The sequence below is a fragment of the Streptomyces sp. NPDC033221 genome (assembly GCF_055577005.1).
Genome location: NZ_JBVIQN010000011.1, coordinates 233298 through 253810, shown reverse-complemented (window position 1 = coordinate 253810; position 20513 = coordinate 233298). Strand labels below are relative to the sequence as shown.

16 protein-coding genes, 1 tRNA gene and 1 pseudogene are annotated in these 20513 nt (G+C 71.3%); 10 read left to right on the top strand and 8 right to left on the bottom strand.

The genetic code is table 11. The features are described from left to right. Positions 1–6 precede the first annotated feature (6 nt). Complete coding sequence (locus ACZ53K_RS17695) at positions 7–1275, bottom strand: MFS transporter (protein ID WP_468837058.1); 1269 nt, start codon at positions 1273–1275, stop codon at positions 7–9. Positions 1276–1690: 415 nt separating this feature from the next. Then, complete coding sequence (locus ACZ53K_RS17690) at positions 1691–3241, bottom strand: potassium/proton antiporter (protein ID WP_468836981.1); 1551 nt, start codon at positions 3239–3241, stop codon at positions 1691–1693. Between the two features lie 273 nt (positions 3242–3514). On the opposite strand from ACZ53K_RS17690, the gene ACZ53K_RS17685 reads away from it, so the two are divergent. Beyond that, the gene (locus ACZ53K_RS17685; protein WP_468836978.1) at positions 3515–6364 is read left to right on the top strand and encodes a penicillin acylase family protein; all 2850 of its coding nucleotides are present in this window, start codon (positions 3515–3517) and stop codon (positions 6362–6364) included. Between the two features lie 87 nt (positions 6365–6451). Here ACZ53K_RS17685 and ACZ53K_RS17680 read toward each other — a convergent pair whose 3' ends face one another. Continuing rightward, complete coding sequence (locus tag ACZ53K_RS17680; protein ID WP_468836975.1) at positions 6452–7045, bottom strand: 5-formyltetrahydrofolate cyclo-ligase; 594 nt, start codon at positions 7043–7045, stop codon at positions 6452–6454. An 80-nt stretch (positions 7046–7125) separates the two neighbouring features. Between ACZ53K_RS17680 and galU the strand changes: the two genes are divergently transcribed. The 7 genes and pseudogenes from galU to ACZ53K_RS17645 all read left to right on the top strand — a co-directional run bounded on the left by galU (position 7126) and on the right by ACZ53K_RS17645 (position 12925). Continuing rightward, positions 7126–8028 carry a UTP--glucose-1-phosphate uridylyltransferase GalU gene (galU, locus tag ACZ53K_RS17675; RefSeq protein ID WP_468836972.1) on the top strand — a complete coding sequence of 301 codons (903 nt, stop codon included), beginning with the start codon at positions 7126–7128 and terminating at the stop codon, positions 8026–8028. Between the two features lie 4 nt (positions 8029–8032). After that, on the top strand, positions 8033–9349 hold the full coding sequence (gene glp, locus ACZ53K_RS17670; protein ID WP_468836970.1) for a molybdotransferase-like divisome protein Glp: 1317 nt from the start codon (positions 8033–8035) through the stop codon (positions 9347–9349). 191 nt (positions 9350–9540) lie between these two features. Then, positions 9541–10023 carry a cyclic pyranopterin monophosphate synthase MoaC gene (moaC, locus tag ACZ53K_RS17665; RefSeq protein ID WP_468836967.1) on the top strand — a complete coding sequence of 161 codons (483 nt, stop codon included), beginning with the start codon at positions 9541–9543 and terminating at the stop codon, positions 10021–10023. A gap of 278 nt (positions 10024–10301) precedes the next feature. Beyond that, positions 10302–10862, top strand: a pseudogene (locus ACZ53K_RS17660) (MogA/MoaB family molybdenum cofactor biosynthesis protein); the annotation flags it as partial. Beyond that, complete coding sequence (locus ACZ53K_RS17655) at positions 10859–11482, top strand: GNAT family N-acetyltransferase (protein WP_468837057.1); 624 nt, start codon at positions 10859–10861, stop codon at positions 11480–11482. The pseudogene ACZ53K_RS17660 and the gene ACZ53K_RS17655, both read left to right, overlap by 4 nt. Before the next feature lie 151 nt (positions 11483–11633). Continuing rightward, positions 11634–12776 (top strand): divisome protein SepX/GlpR, encoded by a 1143-nt coding sequence (gene sepX, locus ACZ53K_RS17650; RefSeq protein WP_468836964.1) that lies wholly within the window; start codon positions 11634–11636, stop codon positions 12774–12776. 76 nt (positions 12777–12852) lie between these two features. Then, positions 12853–12925 (top strand) — tRNA-Ala (locus ACZ53K_RS17645). Positions 12926–13183: 258 nt separating this feature from the next. Here ACZ53K_RS17645 and ACZ53K_RS17640 read toward each other — a convergent pair. Both ACZ53K_RS17640 and ACZ53K_RS17635 read right to left on the bottom strand, forming a co-directional pair. Further along, positions 13184–14101 (bottom strand): AraC family transcriptional regulator, encoded by a 918-nt coding sequence (locus ACZ53K_RS17640; protein ID WP_468836962.1) that lies wholly within the window; start codon positions 14099–14101, stop codon positions 13184–13186. A gap of 23 nt (positions 14102–14124) precedes the next feature. Continuing rightward, the gene (locus tag ACZ53K_RS17635) at positions 14125–15033 is read right to left on the bottom strand and encodes a zinc-binding dehydrogenase (RefSeq protein ID WP_468836959.1); all 909 of its coding nucleotides are present in this window, start codon (positions 15031–15033) and stop codon (positions 14125–14127) included. Between the two features lie 532 nt (positions 15034–15565). Here ACZ53K_RS17635 and ACZ53K_RS17630 point away from each other — a divergent pair. After that, the gene (locus ACZ53K_RS17630) at positions 15566–16357 is read left to right on the top strand and encodes a hypothetical protein (protein WP_468836957.1); all 792 of its coding nucleotides are present in this window, start codon (positions 15566–15568) and stop codon (positions 16355–16357) included. Between the two features lie 37 nt (positions 16358–16394). Here ACZ53K_RS17630 and ACZ53K_RS17625 read toward each other — a convergent pair whose 3' ends face one another. After that, the gene (locus tag ACZ53K_RS17625; RefSeq protein WP_468836955.1) at positions 16395–16946 is read right to left on the bottom strand and encodes a TetR/AcrR family transcriptional regulator; all 552 of its coding nucleotides are present in this window, start codon (positions 16944–16946) and stop codon (positions 16395–16397) included. Between the two features lie 281 nt (positions 16947–17227). Here ACZ53K_RS17625 and ACZ53K_RS17620 point away from each other — a divergent pair, with 281 nt between their 5' ends. After that, positions 17228–18244, top strand: a complete 1017-nt coding sequence (locus ACZ53K_RS17620; RefSeq protein WP_468837056.1) for a DMT family transporter — start codon at positions 17228–17230, stop codon at positions 18242–18244. Here the strand turns inward: ACZ53K_RS17620 and ACZ53K_RS17615 are convergent. Together ACZ53K_RS17615 and ACZ53K_RS17610 are read right to left on the bottom strand one after the other, a co-directional pair. Continuing rightward, on the bottom strand, positions 18184–18726 hold the full coding sequence (locus tag ACZ53K_RS17615) for a M23 family metallopeptidase (protein ID WP_468836952.1): 543 nt from the start codon (positions 18724–18726) through the stop codon (positions 18184–18186). The genes ACZ53K_RS17620 and ACZ53K_RS17615 overlap by 61 nt on opposite strands. 120 nt (positions 18727–18846) lie before the next feature. Then, on the bottom strand, positions 18847–19968 hold the full coding sequence (locus tag ACZ53K_RS17610; protein ID WP_468836949.1) for a LacI family DNA-binding transcriptional regulator: 1122 nt from the start codon (positions 19966–19968) through the stop codon (positions 18847–18849). Positions 19969–20513 lie beyond the last annotated feature (545 nt).

Sequence of the window (20513 nt, the reverse complement as noted above, 5' to 3'; positions counted from 1 at the left end):
GGCCCGTCAGTCCACTGTTACCGGAGTACGGTGACCGACCCCACGTCCCACGACGAGGGTTTCGGAGCGCGGCACCAGGTGTCCCCGGAACACCGCCAGTACCACCAGCGCCAGGCCCGTACCGCACAGCGGCACCAGGAATCCGGCATGCGGACCGAAGTGGTCCGCCAGCAGGCCGGCGATCGTCGAGGCCGCGGCCTGGCCGAGGCCGACCGCGCCGGTCAGCCACGTGAAGGCCTCCGTACGGGCGGACGCCGGCACCAGCGAGTCGACCAGCGTGTAGCCGGTGATCAGCGCCGGGGCGATGCACAGGCCCACCAGCAGGCCCACCGCGCCCATCAGCGGAGCCACGCTGACCGCCCACAGCGGGGTGGTCATCAGCGCCAGCAGCGCGTACCCGACCAGCAGGCGGCGACGGGGACCGATCTTCCAGGCGATCGCGCCGCACACGATGCCGGCCAGCATGTTGCCCGCCGCAAACACCCCGTACAGCAGGCCGTTGATGCCGGGCTGCCCGATGTCCTCGGCGAAGGCCGTGAGGGAGACCTGCATGCCGCCGAAGACGGTGCCGATGCCGAAGAGGCCCGCGATCAGGACCCGCAGGCCCGGCACCGACAGTGCGGAGACGCGCTTGGCGGAGCTGTCGCCGGACCGGTGCACCGGCGGCTGGCTGCGCCGCTGCGCCGCGAAGAGCAGGCCGCCGCCCAGCGTCAGGGCGCCCTCGGCGATCAGGCCGGCCGCCGGGTGGATGCCGGTGCACAGCGCGGTCGCCAGCACCGAGCCGACGACGAAGGTGAACTCGTCGGTCACCGACTCGAAGGCGGTGGACGTCGGCATCAGGGGCGTACCGGTCAGCTTGGCGGCCCACCGGGAGCGCACCATGGGGCCGATCTGCGGCGTCGAGGCGCCGGTCGGTACGGCGATGACCAGCAGCGCCCACAGCGGGGCGTCCGCCAGCGCCAGCGCGATCATCGCGGTGACCGCCGCGGCGTGCACCAGTACGCCGGGTACGAGCACCGCGCGCTGCCCGAACCGGTCCGCCAGCTTGCCGCTCTGCGGCGCGAACAGCGCCATCGAGACACCGGTCACCGCGGAGACGACACCGGCGGTGCCGTACGAGCCGGTGGTGTGCTGGACGAGCAGCAGGATGCTGAACGTCAGCATCGCGAAGGGCTGGCGCGCCAGGAAGCCCGGCAGCAGGAACGCCCATGCGCCGGGGGTGCGCAGCAGCTGCCCGTAACCGGGGCGAACTTCCTTCGCGGGGGTCTGCCCGATGGGGGTGGAGTTCTCCGGGGCGGCTTCGCCCTGGGCGCCCTCGCCCGCGTTGTTCTTGACCGCGGATGCCACGGCCGAGCCTTTCTACCGCCTGGTAGCGCGCTGCCGCGAGGTTGTCACGGGGTGCGCGCCGAGAGCTGTCCTCTCGCGCAGGACCGAGTGATACCGCGTGGTCCGCACCGGGGAGGTGGCTGCGTGTGGCAGGGGACCGCGGCCGCCGAGCGGTCGCGCCAGCTCTGCGTCAGGCAGAGTTGGTTCCTTTGATTGCTCATTCATAGTACAGGCCGATATGTGTGAAGCCCTGGTATCGACCAGGGCTTCACAGCGCTTCACAGGGCTTCACGGAGCTATACAGGGCTTTGCAAAGCTCTACTCGGGAATTCCTTCGATGGGGCGGGTCGCAGGTCTGCTCCGCTCAACGCGCCGGCGTGTGCGGTGGCCCTCCTGCGGTCGTCCCGCCCGGCCGCTCGGCGACGTGCCCGCCGGGCCGGCCGGCCGGCCGCACTCCCGCCTTTTTCCCGGGCCGCCGCCCGCCCGGCGCGCTCGGTGCCAGCCAGCCGGCCAGCTTGCCGTGCTGGGAGACCGCCTGGAGCCGGTTCTCGACCGTGTCCCGTACCGGGTCCGTGGCCACGACCAGCAGGTCGTCCCCGCGTCGCAGCACGGTCGTCGGCGACGGTACGAAGCTGGTGCCGTCCCGTACGACGAGGGTGACCGCGGCCCCCGGGGGCAGCCGAAGCTCGCTGATCTCCACGCCGTGCATACGGGACTTCGCGCTGATCGTGGTGGACAGCAGGTGGCCGCGCAGCCGCTCCAGCGGCGCCGACTCGATGCCCAGGTCGGCGGCCTCTTCGTCGTCCCCCAGGCGCAGCTTCCTGGCCAGCCAGGGCAGCGTCGGGCCCTGGATCAGCGTGTAGACGACGACCAGGATGAAGACGATGTTGAAGACCCGGTCGCTGCCGGGCACGCCGCCCACCATGGGGATGGTGGCCAGCACGATCGGTACGGCGCCCCGCAGCCCGGCCCAGGACAGCAGGGCCTTCTCGCGCCAGGGCACCTTGAAGGGCAGCAATCCCAGGAACACGGAAGTCGGCCGGGCCACGATCGTCAGGATCAGGCCGATGATCAGCGCCGGCACTGCGTCGTCGAAGAGCGTGTGCGGGGTGACCAGCAGACCGAGCAGGACGAACATGCCGATCTGCCCGATCCAGCCGAGTCCTTCGGCGAAGCCGCGGGTGGCGGCCGAGTGCGGCAGTTTCGCGTTGCCGAGGATCAGCGCGGCGATGTAGACGGCGAGGAAGCCGGAGCCGTGCGCCAGCGCGCCCGCCGCGTACGCGGAGACCGCGATGGCCATGACGGCGATCGGGTACAGACCGGAGGCGGGCAGCGCGACGTGCCGCATCCCGTACGCGCCGAGCCAGCCGACGGCCAGGCCTATGGCCGCGCCGATCGCCAGTTCCAGGGCGATCTCGCCGATCAGGGCGTACCAGTGCTCCACCGGTCCGGCGGTGGAGAACGCGACGACGAGGATGACCACGGGGGCGTCGTTGAAGCCGGACTCGGCCTCCAGGACACCGGTCAGCCGGGCGGGCAGCGGCACGTTGCGCAGTACGGAGAAGACCGCTGCGGCGTCCGTCGAGGAGACCACCGCGCCGATGAGCAGCGCCTGGCGCCAGTCCAGGCCGACGAGGTAGTGCGCTCCGGCCGCGGTGACCCCCACGCTCACCGCGACACCGAACGTCGACAGCACCGCGGCCTTGGGCAGCGCGGGTTTGATCTCTTTCCACTTCGTGCCCAGGCCGCCCTCGGCCAGGATCACGACCAGCGCGGTGTAGCCCAGTATCTGGGTCAGCTCGGCGTTGTCGAAGACGACACCGCCGAATCCGTCCTGCCCTATGGCGATGCCTATCCCCAGATAGATGAGCAGGCTGGGCAACCCGCTGCGGGAGGAGACGCGTACCGCTGCCACCGCGATGAGCAGGACGAGGGCGCAGATCAGCAGGAGTTCGTTGAGGCGGTCGACAGTCAGGACTGGTCCTTCCTCGTGGCGGGCCGGTCAGGCACGGGAACGGGCACAGGGCTGGAGCGGGCGGGGCTTTCCTTACCGTATCTAGTTACTGAGGCTAACAATTTACCATTGCTTGAACCTTGGAGGCGCCGCCGGCTACACCGCGTAGGGCTCGGCGGACCCGTGCGCCTATGGTTGCTCCAGCACTCCCACCCTGCCCCTCGAAGGACAGAGATGCCCGCCAACAAGTCCGCCCCCGCCCCTGACAAGGCTGCGAAGAAGCCGAAGAAGAAGGGGCGGCGCGGCCGCCTCGTAGCGATCACGGTCGTGCTTCTGCTCGTGGCGGGCATCGGCTACGGCGCGTTCTGGGGCGTCAGCACCGTCCGCGCCTCGTACCCGCAGACCACCGGCTCCCTGAAACTGGCCGGCCTGACCGCGCCCGTCGACGTCTCACGCGACGGCAACGGCATTCCGCAGATCTACGCCGACACCGACGAGGACCTCTTCCGCGCCCAGGGCTTCGTACAGGCCCAGGACCGCTTCTGGGAGATGGACGTACGGCGCCACATGACGGCCGGCCGCCTCTCCGAGATGTTCGGCCAGAGCCAGGTCGACACCGACGCCTTCCTGCGCACGCTCGGCTGGCACGACGTCGCGCAGCGGGAGTACGACACCAAGCTCTCCCCGGAGACGAAGAAGTACCTCCAGGCGTACTCCGACGGCGTCAACGCCTATCTGAAGGACCATGAGGGGTCGGCGCTCTCCCTGGAGTACGCGGCGCTCGGCTTCCAGAACGACTACAAGCCCCAGAAGTGGACCCCGGTTGACTCGGTGGCCTGGCTGAAGGCGATGGCCTGGGACCTGCGCGGCAACATGCAGGACGAGATCGACCGCGCCCTGCTGGCCAGCCGCTTCAGCCCGACGCAGATCGACCAGCTCTACCCGAAGTACCCGGCCAAGCGGAACAAGCCGATCGTCGAGGGCGGCGCGGTCGACCCGGCCACCAAGGACTTCGACGCCAAGGCCACGCCGAGCGGCGGTTCGCAGAACAGCTCGGGCCAGGGCCAGGGGCAGAGCCAGGGGCAGGGCGCGGGATCGGGCGCCGGTAAGGGGAACGGCACCGGTCCGCGTGCGGGCACCGGCAGTGGCACCGGCACGAACTCCGCCTCCGCCGCCACCCAGGGCGTGAAGACCCAGCTCTCCTCGGTCGCCAAGTCCCTGGAGAAGATCCCGGCCCTGCTCGGCCCCAACGGCAACGGCATCGGCTCCAACTCCTGGGTCGTCTCCGGCGCCCACACCACCACCGGCAAGCCGCTGCTTGCCAACGACCCGCACCTGGCCCCCCAGATGCCGTCGCTCTGGTACCAGATGGGCCTGCACTGCCGCACCACCAGCGCCAAGTGCAACTACGACGTCTCCGGTTACACCTTCTCCGGGATGCCGGGCGTGGTCATCGGCCACAACCAGGACATCTCCTGGGGCATGACCAACCTCGGCGCGGACGTCACCGACCTGTACCTGGAGAAGATCAACGCCAACGGGTACCTGTCGGACGACAAGCTCCAGCCGTACAAGACCCGCAAGGAGACCATCAAGGTCGCCGGCGGCGCGGACCGCGAGATCACGGTCCGCTCGACCGACAACGGCCCGCTGATCTCCGACCGCGACAGCGAGCTGACCAAGGTCGGCAAGCACGCCCCGGTCGGCAACGCGGCACCGGACCGCGGCGACGGTTACGGCATCTCACTGCGCTGGACCGCCCTGGACCCGGGCAAGTCGATGGACGCGGTCTTCGAACTGAACCGGGCCAAGAACTGGACGGACTTCCGCAAGGCCGCCGCCCACTTCGAGGTGCCCTCGCAGAACCTGATCTACGCCGACACCAAGGGCAACATCGGCTACCAGGCGCCGGGCCGGATCCCGGTCCGCGGCAAGGGCTACGACGGCACGCTGCCCGCCCCGGGCTGGGACCCGAAGGCCCGCTGGAACGGCTTCGTGCCCCAGAATGCCCTGCCCAACGAGTACAACCCGGCGCGCGGCTACATCGTCACCGCCAACCAGGCCGTCATCGACCCGGACAAGTACCCGTACCTGCTGACCAAGGACTGGGGCTACGGCGCCCGCAGTCAGCGGATCAACGACCTCATCCAGTCGAAGATCAAGGACGGCGGCAAGGTCTCCACGGACGACATGCAGACCATGCAGAAGGACAACAGCAGCGAGATCGCCAAGCTGCTGACGCCCTACCTGCTGAAGATCGACGTGGACGACGCGTACGTCCGCGAGGCGCAGAAGCTGCTGGAGGGCTGGGACTACACCCAGGAGCCCGACTCGGCCGCCGCCGCGTACTTCAACGCGGTCTGGCGCAACACTCTCAAGCTGGCCTTCGGCAACAAGATGCCCAAGGAGCTGCGGGTCGAGGGCCAGTGCCTCAACGTCCGCCCGGCCGACGACACCGGCCCGGCCGACGACCAGGACAAGCCCGTACGCGAGTGCGGCGAGCGCGCCCCCGACCAGGCGCAGCCCGACGGCGGCGACCGCTGGTACGAGGTCGTGCGGTCCATCATCGAGGACCCGAAGAACGACTGGTGGAAGACCGAGTCCCGGCCCGGCCGGGTCCTGGACGCCAACCGCGACCAGCTCCTCCGGCACGCCATGCGGGACGCCCGCTACGAGCTGACCAGCAAGCTCGGCAAGAATGTCGACAACTGGAGCTGGGGCCGCCTGCACCAGATGTTCCTGAAGAACCAGACCCTGGGCACCGGCGGCCCGGGCCTCCTCCAGGGCCTGTTCAACCGCGGCCCCTGGAACCTGGGCGGCGGCGAGGCGGCCGTCGACGCCACCGGCTGGAACGCGGCGGGCGGCTACGAGGTCACCTGGGTCCCCTCGATGCGGATGGTCGTCAACCTGGCCGACTTGGACAAGTCGCGCTGGATCAACCTGACGGGCGCCTCCGGGCACGCGTACCACACCCACTATTACGACCAGACGGACAAATGGGCCAAGGGTGAACTGCTGCCGTGGGCCTTCTCCCAGAAGGCCGTCAAGGCCGCGGCCAAGGACACGCTGACCCTGTCGCCGTGACGGGTCGCCGACCACGTACGCCGGGCGGGCTCGAAGACTCTTCGAGCCCGCCCGGCGCCGTTTCACCGCAGTGCGCGGACCGGCGGCCTACGAGATGAACCGGTGCACACCCCCCGGCGTCACCGCCACATCCACCGGCCGGTCGTGCTCCTCGGCCGGCACCTCCGCCAGCACCTCCGCGTCGTACAGCAGCACCACCTTCGCCGGCCGCACGCCCGCCGCCGCCAGCCGCTCCAGGACCCGGTCGTACGACCCGCCGCCGCGCCCCAGGCGCATCCCGCGCCGGTCCACCGCCAGGCCCGGCAGCAGCATCGCGTCCGCCTCGGTGACGGCCCGCGCCCCCAGCCGGGGCCCGGCGGGCTCCAGCAGCCCCCGCCCGGCGCGTACGAGGCTGTCGGGGCCGTCGTACGGCGCCCAGTCCAGGTCGTTGTCCGGCAGCAGTACGGGCAGCAGCACCCGCACCCCGGCCGCGTGCAACTGGTCCAACAGCGCGTGCGTGGACGGCTCGCGCCCCACCGATACGTACGCGGCGACCGTGCCCGCCCCCGCCAGCTCCGGCAGCGCCAGCGCACGGCGCGCCAGCACCGCCCCCGCCGCCCGGATTTCACCGGTCGGCAACTGGGCCCTCACGTCCAGGAGGACGCGCCGCAATCCGCGCTTCGTACCGTCGTAACCGCTCATGATGCGCCGTCGCTCCCGCTCCTGTGACCCGTTCGCAGGACCCCATCTTCCGCCGCAAAGCGCCGGTTATCGTGATCCGCATGACTCCATCGCGTACTCGGATCACCAAGGCTGTCATTCCGGCAGCCGGTCTCGGGACCCGCTTCCTCCCGGCAACCAAGGCCACGCCCAAGGAGATGCTGCCGGTCGTCGACAAACCCGCCATCCAGTACGTCGTGGAGGAGGCCGCCACCGCCGGACTCTCCGACGTCCTGATGGTCACCGGACGCAACAAACGCCCCCTCGAAGACCATTTCGACCGCAACTACGAGCTCGAAGAAGCCCTCGACCGCAAGGGCGACGAATCCCGGCTCGCCCGCGTCCAGGAGTCCAGCGACCTGGCGACCATGCACTACGTCCGCCAGGGCGACCCCAAGGGCCTCGGCCACGCCGTCCTGTGCGCCGCCCCGCACGTCGGCGACCAGCCCTTCGCGGTGATGCTCGGCGACGACCTGATCGACCCGCGCGACCCGCTGCTCCGGCGCATGATCGAGGTGCAGGAGCGGCACGGCGGCTCCGTCATCGCCCTCATGGAGGTCGACCCGGCGCAGATCCACCTGTACGGATGTGCCGCCGCGGTACCCGACGGCGACGACGATGTCGTGCTCGTCTCCGACCTGGTCGAGAAGCCCGATCCGGCCGACGCGCCCAGCAATCTCGCCATCATCGGCCGGTACGTCCTCGACCCGGCCGTCTTCGAAGTGCTGCGCACCACCAAGCCGGGCCGCGGCGGTGAGATCCAGCTGACCGACGCCCTCCAGGCGCTCGCCGCCGACCCGGGCCTCGGCGGCCCCGTACACGGCGTGGTCTTCAAGGGACGCCGCTATGACACCGGCGACCGCGGCGACTACCTCCGCGCCATTGTCAGGCTGGCGTGCGAACGTGAGGATCTGGGCCCGGAGTTCCGGACCTGGCTGCGCAGCTTCGTCAGCGAGGAGATGTGACACCGTGAGCGCCACCACCGACCGGATCACCCACCAGGAACGCGTCTGGTCGGTGGCCGACCACCTCGAAGACGTACTGTCCAAGATCCATCCGCTGGAGCCGATCGACCTCCACCTCCTCGACGCCCAGGGATGCGTCCTGGTCGAGGACGTCACCGTGCCCGCCGCCCTGCCGCCCTTCGACAACAGCTCCATGGACGGGTACGCGGTCCGCGTCGCCGACGTGGCGGGCGCCACCGAGGACTTCCCCGCCGCCCTGACGGTGGTCGGCGACATCGCGGCGGGCAGCGCCGAACCGCCCGCCATCGGCCCCGGCGAGGCCGCCCGCATCATGACCGGCGCGCCACTGCCACCCGGCGCCGAGGCCGTCGTCCCCGTAGAGTGGACCGACGGCGGCACGGGCCGCGGGCCCGCCGAGGCGATGCGCGCGCACAGCGCGGCGCCCGAGGCCGCGGGCGGTGAGGTCCGGGTGCACCGCCCGGTCGACGAGCGTCAGTACGTACGCGCCCGGGGCAGCGACGTCCCGGCCGGCGAACTGGCCCTGAAGGCCGGCACCGTCATCGGCCCCGCCCAGACCGGCCTGCTCGCCGCCATCGGCCGCGCCACGGTGCGCGTCCGGCCCCGCCCCCGGGTCGTGGTCCTGTCCACCGGCAGCGAACTGGTCCAGCCCGGTGAAGAGTTGGCCCCCGGCCAGATCCACGACTCCAACAGCTTCCAGCTCACCGCCGCCGCCCGCGCGGCCGGCGCCATCGCCTACCGGGTCGGCGCCGTCGCCGACGACGCCGAGACGCTGCGCGCCACCCTGGAGGACCAGCTCATCCGGGCCGACATCCTCGTGACCAGCGGCGGTGTCAGCGTCGGCGCGTACGACGTGGTCAAGGAAACCCTCGCCGACCTGTCCGCCGAAGAGGGCACCGTCGAGTTCCGCAAGCTGGCCATGCAGCCCGGCAAGCCCCAGGGCTTCGGCCTCATCGGCCCCGACCGCACACCGCTGCTGGCCCTGCCCGGCAACCCGGTCAGCTCCTACGTCTCCTTCGAACTGTTCGTACGCCCCGCCATCCGTACGCTCATGGGCCTGCCCGACGTGCACCGCCACACCTCCCGGGCCACCTGCGGCGCGCCCATCACCGCCTCACCCGAGGGCAAGCGGCAGTTCCTGCGCGGCTGGTACGACGCCGACACCACCACCGTCACCCCCGTGGGCGGCGCCGGATCCCACCTGATCAAGGCGCTGGCCCAGGCCAACGCGCTGATCGTGGTCCCGGAGGAGACGACGGAGGTCGCGGAGGGGGCGGAGGTGGAGGTGGTGTTGCTGGGGTGAGGGGGTGAGGGGAGGTGGATGCGGGCGGAGCTTGGCGGGCCGTGCGCGCCGTCCCGGGCGGTCCGTGAATGCCGGCCCGGGCGGGGCGTGGCCAGTCCGTGAGCGCCGTCCTCGCCGGGTAGCCGGGTGACGGCCGACGCCTGCGGGTACGGTGTCGTCGCACAGGCGGCACGGTCCGGACCGGGAGAACGATGAGCAGCGGCCAGCAAGACCTCACCCACCTCGACGCGTCGGGCGCGGCCCGCATGGTCGACGTGTCCGGGAAGGACGTCACCGCGCGTACCGCCCGTGCCAGCGGCCGCGTCCTCGTCGCGCCACGCGTCGTCGAACTGCTGCGCGGCGAAGGCGTCCCGAAGGGCGACGCGCTCGCCACCGCCCGTATCGCGGGCATCATGGGCGCCAAGCGCACCCCCGAGCTGATCCCGCTCTGCCACCCGCTGGCGGTCTCCGGCGTCGAGGTGGACCTGAAGGTCGCCGACGACGCGGTGGAGATCCTGGCCACGGTCCGCACCACCGACCGCACGGGCGTCGAGATGGAGGCCCTGACGGCCGTCTCGGTCGCCGCCCTGACCGTCGTGGACATGGTCAAGGCCGTAGACAAGGGCGCGGTCGTCACCGACGTACGGGTCGAGGAGAAAACGGGCGGCAAGTCGGGCGACTGGAGCCGGTCGTGACCGCGGACCGGGGCCCCGAGCAGGGCCCGGACCAGGGCGTACGGGACGTACGGGGCGTACCGGCCGATCCGGGACCGGACGCCGTGCCCGAGGGTGAACGCGGTACGACCGCGAACCCGGGCCCGGACGCGGCCCCCGACCGCCCCGCCACCGGCACGCCCAACCCCGGCCCGGGCACCGCCCCCGGGGCTCCTGGCGCCACCACCCCCACCAACCCGGGCCCGAAAGCGACCCAGCACCCGCACCCACAGTCACCACCCCAGCCACCTCCCTCCTCCTCCCCGCCCCGGGCGCTCGTCGTCACCGCGTCCAACCGTGCGGCGGCCGGCGTGTACGCGGACAAGGGCGGGCCGCTGCTGGCCGAGGGCCTGGCCGCGCTGGGCTTCGCGGTCGACGGACCGCAGGTGGTCCCGGACGGCGATCCCGTCGAGGCCGCCCTGCGTGCCGCCGTGGCCGCCGCGTACGACGTCGTCGTGACCACCGGCGGTACGGGCATCTCGCCCACCGACCGCACCCCGGACGCCACCCGCCGCGTCATCGGCTACGAGGTCCCCGGCATCCCCGAGGCGATCCGCGCCGCGGGCCGCGCGAAGGTGCCCACCGCCGCGCTCTCCCGGGGCCTGGCCGGGGTCGCGGACCGTACGCTGATCGTCAACCTGCCCGGCTCCACCGGCGGCGTACGCGACGGCCTGGCCGTACTCGCCGAACTTCTCCCGCACGCGGTGGACCAACTGCGCGGCGGCGACCACGCCACCTCCCCGGGTACGGGCGCGAGCGCGTCCCCGGCCCCCGGAAGTTCCACGGGAGCCCCCGGGAGTTCCACGGGGAGCGCGCACTGAACGCCCCCTGGCCCGTCGTACTGGCGGACGGTGACACCGCCCTCCGCCCCATAAAGCTGCGCGACCAACGGGCCTGGCGCGAGGTCAACCGCCGTAACCGCGACTGGCTGCGCCCCTGGGAAGCGACCATCCCGCCGCCCCCGCCGGGCATCCCCGCACCGCACCGGCCCACGTACCGTCAGATGGTCCGTCACCTGCGCGCCGAGGCGCACGCGGGCCGGATGCTGCCGTTCGTCGTCGAACACCGGGGCCGGCTGGCCGGGCAGCTGACGGTGGCCGGGATCACCTGGGGCTCGATGTGTTCGGGCCATGTCGGCTACTGGGTCGACGAGGCGGTGGCCGGCCGCGGCGTCATACCGACGGCGGTGGCGCTCGCCGTCGACCACTGCTTCCGCTCGGTGGGCCTGCACCGCATCGAGGTCTGTATTCGGCCGGAGAACGTGCCCAGCCGCCGGGTCGTGGAGAAACTCGGCTTTCGCGAGGAGGGGCTGCGGCCGCGCTATCTGCACATCGACGGGGCCTGGCGCGACCACCTCGTATTCGCGCTGACCGCGGAGGAGGTGCCGGAGGGGCTGCTGAACCGCTGGCGCCGGGAGAAGCCCAGCACACCCCACAAATAAAATAAGTGTTCGAATTGTTTCACCAATTGACCACAAGAGTGTGCGGCTGATCTCAACAATCACAAAAAAAGTTCGAGATATCAGCCAGATCGTGCGACACACCGGCTCAATTGGCGGATGGCCCCCTGCAAACCCCTCTACCGTGTGAGACGTGAGCAGCAGCGGCCTCATCTACGCAGTCATCGTCGGGGCCTGGGCCGCCTACTTGGTGCCGATGTGGCTCCGCAGGCAGGACGAGCTCAATGAAGCCCGGCCGACGGAGCGCTTCAGTACCGCCATCCGGCTCCTTTCCGGGCGCGCGGCCATGGAGCGCCGTTACGCCAAGGGGCTGGAGGGGCAGGGCGGCCGTGCCACCGACGATGCGAGCGATGCGCGAGAGCCGGACGCCGCGGCCGACGAGGCCGACGTCCGGGACTTCGACGCGCCCGTAGCCGAAGCGCCGCCCGCCGCTCCACGCCAGCCGGTGGCCGCGTCCGGCAGCGCGTCGCCCGGCGGCCAGCCCGCCTCCGCGGGTGCTGCCGCGTCCGTACCGGCAGCCCGGCCCGGCAAGAAGCCCGGCTTCGGCCGGGCCACCACCGCCGACCGCATGAAGCGCGCCAAGGTACTGGCCCGCCGCCGGCGCACCACCACGATCCTCTTCCTCGCCTTCACCATCGGGACGATCATCGCGGCCGTCGGCGGCCTCGCCTTCCTCTGGGCGCCGGCCATCCCCGCCATACTCCTCAGCGCGTACATCGTCTACCTCCGCGCCCAGGAACGGCGCCGCTTCACCTTCACCATGGACCAGCGCCAGGCGGAGGCGGCAGCGCAACGGCTACGGGAGGGCAGGCCACGCCCTCCCCAGGCGTCCCAGCAGCCCCCCGTCGACGAAGCCCCCGTTGAGGACGCCGCCGCCCCCCTCCCCGCCCCGTCGCACCTCGCCGCGCCCGCTGCCCGCCCCGAACCGGCGTCGACGGCCGGCCGCCGGGCCCTGGTGGAGGAGACCGACCACGCGGAGTGGGTCGACCAGCAGCGCGCACGCGAGCGCACCGAGCCCGGCGGCTGGGACCCCGTACCGGTCCCGCTCCCCACCTACGTCACGGCCCCGGTCGCCCCGCGCGCCACCAGCCACGTCGACCTCGACGCCGACGACGCCTGGAGCTCCGCCCGCTCCGGCCCGGCCACCGAAACCCCCCACCCGATCCCGTCCACCGACCCCCAACGCCGCCCCGCTCCCGGCCGCCGCACCCGAGGCCGCACCCCCCTGTTCGACCAGTACGCCGACGACGACCGCCCCCGCGCGGCGAACGAGTGACCCGGCCGCAGCTGACCAGCACGGGAAGCGGTTTTTGAGCACCCCGACAAGGATGCTAGAGTTTCACTCGTCGCAAGGGCCTGTGGCGCAGCTGGTAGCGCACCTCGTTCGCAACGAGGGGGTCAGGGGTTCGAATCCCCTCAGGTCCACCGACGGACTGTTCTTGAGTCAGCTCAGGGACAGTTGACGAAAATCCCGCCTGATCTTCGGATCGGGCGGGATTTTCGTCGTTTGCGGATCCGTTCGAGCCGGAGTCCGTTCGAGGCTGTTCGGAGTGGTGGGGATGGCCATCCTTGCGGCCTGCTGCGGAGTCGCCTCGTTCTTCGTTGGTGTACGCGGCACGGTCGGCCCCGGGTGCCGGGGCCGGCCGTGAGTGTGTGGTCTCGGCCCGTGATCGCCGGCTGCGATCACTTGCGGATTCGCGAACGGTACTCGCCCGGAGGCATGCCTCGGGCGCGTCGGAAGGCACGGCTGAAAGCGTGCGGCGAGGCGTAGCCGACCGCGCCGGAGATCGACTCGACCGGCTCGTCGGTGTCGCGGAGCCGGACGGACGCCAGGTCCATGCGCCACTGCGTCACGTACGCGCCCGGCGTCTGTCCGAGCGCGGATCGGAAGTGCCTGGACAGCGTCGTTCGGGAGACCGCCGTCGCGGCCGCCAGGGACGCGGTGGTCCAGGGGCGTTCAGGTCGGGCGTGGACACATGCCAGGGCGTCGCGCACGACCGGATCACGCATCGCGCCCAGCCATGAGCCGGACTGCTCCTCCGGGTGGCGGGCCAGCCAGACGCGTATGAACTGGACGAGCAGAAGGTCGACGATGCTGTTGACGGCGGCGGTGGTGCCGATCTGCGGCTGTGCGAGCTCCGCCGTGAGAAGCTCGACGGTGTTTCTGAGCTGCGCGTTCTCCCGGCTTGTCACGTGCATCGGTCTGACGAGGGAGGTGAGCACCGGCGTGCTCACCTCCGGGTCCTGCTCATAGCGCAGGACCAGCACTTCCGTCTGCGCCGGCGTCGAGCCCAGGTGCAGGGGGCTGCCGTCGGTGAGGGCCTGGACCGTCGCCTTCCGGTCACAGGGGCTCATCGTCGTACGGGACCCGCCGGCTATCCCGTGGGCGGTGCCCGGCGACAACAGGACGGCGTCTCCCGCCTGCACCTCCAGGGGTCTCCCGCCCGGGACATGGAGCCACATCGTGCCACGGGACACCACGTGCAGTGCCGCTGCCGGAGAGGAGTCCAGCCGCAGGCCCCAGGTTCCTCCGGCCTTCAGTACGACCCCGAGCGCCCCTCGCGCACCCGATACACGCAAGGCCTCCGCGAGTACGTCCATCGTCTTATTCTCGTCTACGGGTGTCAGACCACGTCGAGAACGATCTTTCCGTGCACCTTCCGCGCGAACAGTGCCCGGACGGCGTCGTTGACGTCCTGCCAGTTGCCTCGCAGTCCGACCGGTGCCGAGAGCCTCCCGGCGGCCATGAGGCCCAGCAGGTCCGTCAGCTCCCCGCTGGTCGGCGTCATGTCGCCGTAGGTGGCGATGGTGCGGGGCTCGCCGAAGCCGAACAAGGACCCTGACGGGAACGTGGTGTCCTGCCCCGAGGAGTAACCGACCAGGTAGATGGTGCCGCCCTCGGCGAGGAAACTCCACGCCTGGGCCACCAGCGGCCCACCGACCGTGTCCAGTACGAGGTCGAACCGGTCCTCGGTCTCGGCCAGGTCGGTCAGAACCTTGTCGGCCCCGAGTTCCCGGAGTCCGGCGGCCCGGCCCGGCGAACCCACGAGTGCCGTCACCCGGGCGCCTGCCAGCGCCGCCAGCTGGACGGCGAAGTGCCCCACGCCCCCGCTGGCGCCGGTGACCAGGACGTTGCGCGCCAGCAGGGAACGCTTGCGCAGCACCCGCAGTGCGGTGACTCCGGCGATCCCCAGCGCGGCACCGTCGGCCAGATGCACGCCCTCGGGGACGGTGCCGAGCGAGGCGGGGCTGACTGCCACCCGCTCCGCCCACGCGCGGCCGGACATCCCCAGCACGACGCGCGTACCTTCGGGTGGCCCCGAGCCGTCGGACGCGGCGCGCACCACGACGCCGGCCGCGTCGTGACCGTGCACAGCGCCGGCCGGCCACTGGTCCACGTAATTCAGCTCTCCGAAGTTGAGACCGATGTGCCGTATCTTGACCAACGCCTCGTCGCTGGACGGCACGGGCTCATCGACATCGGCGAACCGGACGGGTCCGGCCTTGCCGTGATCGACCACAAGGGCGCGCATGGATGTGTTTCCTTCGGGCTTGAGGGTGCGCCTGAACACGCGGCGCGGCAGCGGACGGCAGTCCGCGAATGCCGCACTGCCGTCTCCTTGAAACCCTATGCAGGACCAGCACAGCGACCAGTCCTGTGAGAACCGATCAGTTGACGATCTGTATCAGTGCGGATCGCGCGCGGCGTCGAGCCGGTGTGAACACCCACGCGACCGGCCCCGGGCAAGCCGTGCGCCTGTGGACGCTCTACGCGGTCAATTGATGGCGTACCTCGGCGCGCATACCGCCGGCGGTCTGGTGGCGACGCTTGCCGCCGTGTTCCCCGAGTGCCTGCAACGGCAGGCTCATTGGGCCTCGCGACGCGCAATGCCACCGTTCACGACTCGGGTGTTCCGATGCCCTTCCCGCCGCCGGAGCACGGATATCCACAGGGCAAGTTGAATGACGGTGCAGGAGCCTAAAGTTGGTCTTCGCGGGGCCGGTGGGGTCTCGTCATGGGGGTACGTGATCGGGTATCCGATGGCGGTGGCGACGGGAGGGCGCATGGCCAAGGAAAGGGCGTTCGGGCCGCATCAGCTGGCCGAGTGGCTGGGGATCGAGCCGCGGCATGTACGGCGTGCCGAGACCAGGGGGCTGATTCCGCCTCCGGACGTGGGGGACGAGCGGTGGTCGGAAGGGGTGGCCAGGACGCTGCCGGACCGGGTCGAGGAGATCCTGGCCGTGGTGGGGGACGAGAACTACGTGATGGCGCTGGATGCCGGTAAGGCCGGGCGTCGTAAGCCGGTCAAGGGGGAGTCTTTTGGGCCGCACCAGTTGGCGAGTGAGCTGGGGCTTCAGCGGTGGCAGGTCGGCCGGGCCGAGCAGCGGGAGATGATCCCGTCGCCGGACGTGGACGGCAAGCGCTGGTCGCGGGAGGCCGTGGAGGGGGTGCGGGACCGGGTGGAGGAGATTCGGGAAGCGCTGGGTGACCACCCCGGGCTGGGGTCGATCGACGCGGCGAAGCACCTGGCCGAGCGTACGGAGCTGGAGGTCGAGCGGGAGGACGTGCGGGTTCTGGCGGGGGAGGGTCATCTTCGGCCGGTGGGGGAGTTCCGGGGGTATCCGATGTACAGCCTGGAGAGCCTTGACGGGCTGGACGGGAAGCTGGTCGCCGGCGTGGTGGGGGACCGACAGCGGTGGATGGAGCGGAGTGTGACGGCCAAGGAGGCCGCGGCGCTGCTGGGGTGGTCGGCCGGGAGGTTCGAGGTGACGGCGGAGCGGAACGGTCTGGTGCCGGGGCGGCTCGGCCGGTACGACCGGGCGGAAGTCGAGGGGCTACCGGAGCGGGAGGGGTAAGGGGGAGGGAGGGGGAGGGATGTGGGCTGAGGGGGCGTCAGGTGGGGAGGAGGGATTGGGCCTGGTTGCGGGCTTCGAGGATGGGAGAGGGGAAGACGGCGAGGCCGTGTGCGACCAGGGCGCCTTCGTGGAGGAGTAGGAGGGTGCGGGCCAGGCGGCCCGGAGCCGGGGCGGCGAAGGCCCGGGCGAGGTCGGTGAACAGTGCGAGCATCCAGGCCTTTTGGCCGGTGATGATCGGGTAGGCCGGGTGGGCCGGGTCGCTGATCTCCGCGTGCGCCTTGACCATGCTGCAGCCCTTGGCGCTGTGCTCCACGGACCAGGCGTGTGAGGCGTCGAAGACGGCCAGAATGCGGGCGGCCGGGTCGGGGCCCGCGGCGACGAGGTGTTCGCCGAGAAACGCGCGCCAGCGTTCGTCGCGTTCGGCCAGGTACTCCACGACGATCTGTTCCTTGGAGCCGAACCGGTCGTAGAGCGTCTTCTTCGTGACCCCGGCCTCCGCTGCGATCAGGTCGACGCCGACGGCGTGGATGCCGCGTTCGTAGAACAGCTTGGCGGCGGCCGTGCGCACACGCAGCGCGCCCGGGGTCATGATGACGCGGTGCGGGGAGTTCGGAGTGGGGTCAGGGCCTTCCGGGGTGGGGGTTTTCGGGGCGGGCGCCTTCGTAGGGGTGGCTTTCGAAGGGGTGGGCTCCGAAGGGGTGGGGTTTGGGGTGGGGGTTGGGGGCATGTCGGGTCCTTGGGGTGGGTGGTGGAGGGGGCGGGGGGAGAGGGAGGGAGTGGGGCATCGGGGCGCTGTAGTGAGTATACCGATCTGTATAGTGCGGAGGTGGAGGTAGACAGATCGGTTTAGTTGGAAGGTGGGTGAGGGATGTGGGGCTGCTGGTCTCGGCCGGGTTCGTGGTGTGCTGGAGCTCCGGGTTCATCGGTGCGAAGCTGGGGGCGGGGAGCGCGGAGGCGGTCACCGTACTGATGTGGCGCTTCCTGCCGCTGGCCGTGGTGCTGATCGTGGTGGCGGCCGTCGTCGCCCGGCGGTCGTGGCGGGGGCTGACGGCGCGGGACGTGGCGCGGCAGGTGACGATCGGGGCGCTGTCGCAGAGCGGGTACCTGCTCACCGTCTACTACGCGATCCAGCTCGGAGTCAGCAGCGGCACCACGGCTCTGATCGACGGCACCCAGCCGCTGGTGGCAGGCGCGCTCGCCGGGCCGCTGCTGCGCCAGTACGTGACGGGCCGGCAGTGGGCGGGTCTGTGCCTGGGCGTGGGCGGCGTCGTCATCGTCACCACGGCCGACGCGGGGGCCGGGGGCAACGCGGCCGGGTGGGCCTACGCGGTGCCGTTCCTCGGGATGTTCGCGCTGGTGGCGGCCACCTTCCTGGAGAGCCGGTCGGCTACCCGGGTCGCTCCGGTGGTGTCGATGACCGTCCACTGCGCCACCAGCGCCGTGATCTTTTCCGGGCTGGCGCTGGCGGAAGGGGCCGCGACACCGCCCGCCGACGCTTCCTTCTGGCTGGCGGTCGGCTGGCTCGTCCTTCTGTCCACGCTGGGCGGCTACGGCTTGTACTGGCTGATCCTCCGCCGGGCAGGCGTCACCAAGGTCAACACGCTCATGTTCCTGATGGCGCCGGTGACCGCCCTGTGGGGCGCCGTGATGTTCGGGGAGCCGTTCGGCCCGCAGACTGCAGTCGGGCTGGGTGTGAGCTTGGCGGCGGTCGTGGTGGTACGGCGGGAGGGGGGAAAGGGCGGGTGTGACAGGACCCGGGTGGTGGCTTCGGGGGTGCGCGCGGAGCGACCCGTGGGGCGGTACGGGGGTGGTGGGGGTCAGGAGGGTCAAGAGGGCCAGAAGGGGAGGGAGCGCTGGTTGATGCGGATGCCGCGGCGGGACAGGTAGGTGAGGGGGTTGATGTCGGAGCCGTACTTGCGTGTCTTGCGGACTTCGAAGTGGAGGTGGGGGCCGGTGGTGCGGCCGGTGGCGCCGCTGTAGCCGATGCGGGTGCCCGCCCGTACGCGTTGGCCGACGCGGGCCGTGATGCGGGAGAGGTGGCCGAAGAGGGTGTAGTACCCGTCGGTCATGTGGATGGTGACGGCGAGGCCGTAATCGCCCGAGCGCTTGGCCAGGACGACGGTGCCGGATCCGACCGAGGAGACCGGGGTGCCGGTGCGGACGGCGAAGTCCACACCGGTGTGGTGGCCGGCGGCCCAGTGTCCCTTGACGCCGTAGGGCGAGCTGATGCGGGCATTGACGGCGATCGGACGGGTCCAGGGGCCCGCCGCCACGGCCGGGACCGCCTCGGTCGCGGTCAGGCCGAGGACGGTGCCGAGGGCCACCGGCACCACGCCGTGCAGCAGGAGTCGTCTGCGGAGCCAGTTCATAGTTGTGAGGACACGCCCTGCGAGGGGCGGGCGCATCCGGAAACGCGCGGGGGGCGCCCGAACGGCGGAGAGGTTCCCCGTACCGGGTGGTAACTGGAGTGAGTCGGGATGAAGGGGGAATCAGGGCGCGCGAGTGGTGCTCTCGCGGTGTTCGAGGTGGGGGAGCTCGGCCTGGAGGCGGCGGGTGGGGGCGCCGTCGAGGAGGGACAGCAGTTCCCGGGCGGCCAGGCGGCCGAATCCGGCGGTGTCGCGGACGAGCGAGGTCAGGCGGGGGTGCGTGACGCGGCACAGGGGGGAGTCGTCCCAGGCCACGATGGACAGGGCGGCGGGTACGGAGACGCCGCGCCCGGCGGCCACGGCGGCCCCGGCCACGGCCATCACGTCGTTGTCGTAGACGATCGCCGTGGGCGGCCGGGCGGCGGCCAGGAGGCGGTGGGTGGCCTCGGCGCCCTGCTCGTCGGAGTAGTCCGTGGAGACGGAGCGGACGTCGGCGGCGTCCAGGCCGAGGCGGGCGGCCTCGGCGCGCAGGGCCGCGACCCGGCGCTCGGTGTGGGCGAGGCCGCGCAGGCCGGCGATGTGCACGATGCGGCGGTGCCCGAGTTCGTACAGGTGGTCGATGATCGACCGCATCGCGGCGCCGTCGTCGGCCCAGATGGTGGAGAGGGGCGGGGGAGGGGGAGGGAGGGGTGGCGCCTCTGACGCTGGGTTCGCTCCCGTCCGCGTGTCGCCGATGACGACGGCGGGGAGGGTGAGGGAGGTGAGGAGGGCCGGGCGGGGGTCCTCGGTGCGGGGGTCCACGACCAGGACGCCGTCCACGCGGCGTTCGGCCCACCAGCGGCGGTAGGTGGCGCACTCGGTGTCCAGGTCCTCGACGACCTGGAAGAGGAGGGCGACGCGGCGGGCGGACAGGGTCTCCTGGATGCCGGAGACCAGCTGGAGGAAGAAGGACTCGACGCCGAGGGTGTGGGCGGGGCGGGCGAGGACGAGTCCGACGCAGTCGGAGCGTTCGCCGGACAGGGCGCGGGCGGCGCTGTTGGGCTGCCAGCCCAGTTCCTCGGCGACCTCGCGGATCCGGGCGCGGGTGCCGGGGGAGACGCCGTCGCGGTCGTTGAGGGCGAAGGAGACGGCGGAGGGGGAGACGCCGGCGCGTTCGGCGATGTCCTTCATGGTCGGGCGGCGGCGTGGGGGACTCGTGGGGAGGCGCGGGCCGTCGGTGTTCGCGCCCGGGGGGCCGGTGGTCATGTCGTCGGTCAGCTCCTCCGGTCGGCCCGGGCCGATGGTACGGACGGCGCTGCGGCTAAACCGCATTAGTCCGCCGGGCTAAAGCGCATTAGGGCGTTCAGGATCACGGCGTGGGCGGTGGAAGTCAATCGCTCTGTGGGAGGTGGTTGGGGGCGTGAACTAGCGGTTGGTGTTACGGGAGTTACGGAATTGAGATGGCGAGGGTGGGGGGAGTTGGCTTTAGCGCATTAGTGCAGGCGGGGAGGGGGATGGAGGGAGGGTGGGGGAGAGGCGGAGGGAAGGGGAGGTGAGGGTGAAGAGGAAGTGCGAAGGGGAAAGTTGGGGCTTGTGCATTGACGGGAGCGGGAGCGGGCGACAACGTTGGCACCGCCATCCGGCGGCGCGGCCGGGCGTGTGCCGGTCCGTGCGTGGTTCTTTGCTGTTTCCTCGCGGATTCCCGATGCGGGAGCGCTCCCGTACGGGGCGTGCCTCCCGGGCAGAAGCGTTTCCCCGACGCAGGAGTGACCATGATGCGCAGGCACTTGGCTCCCGTACGCAACGTTCAG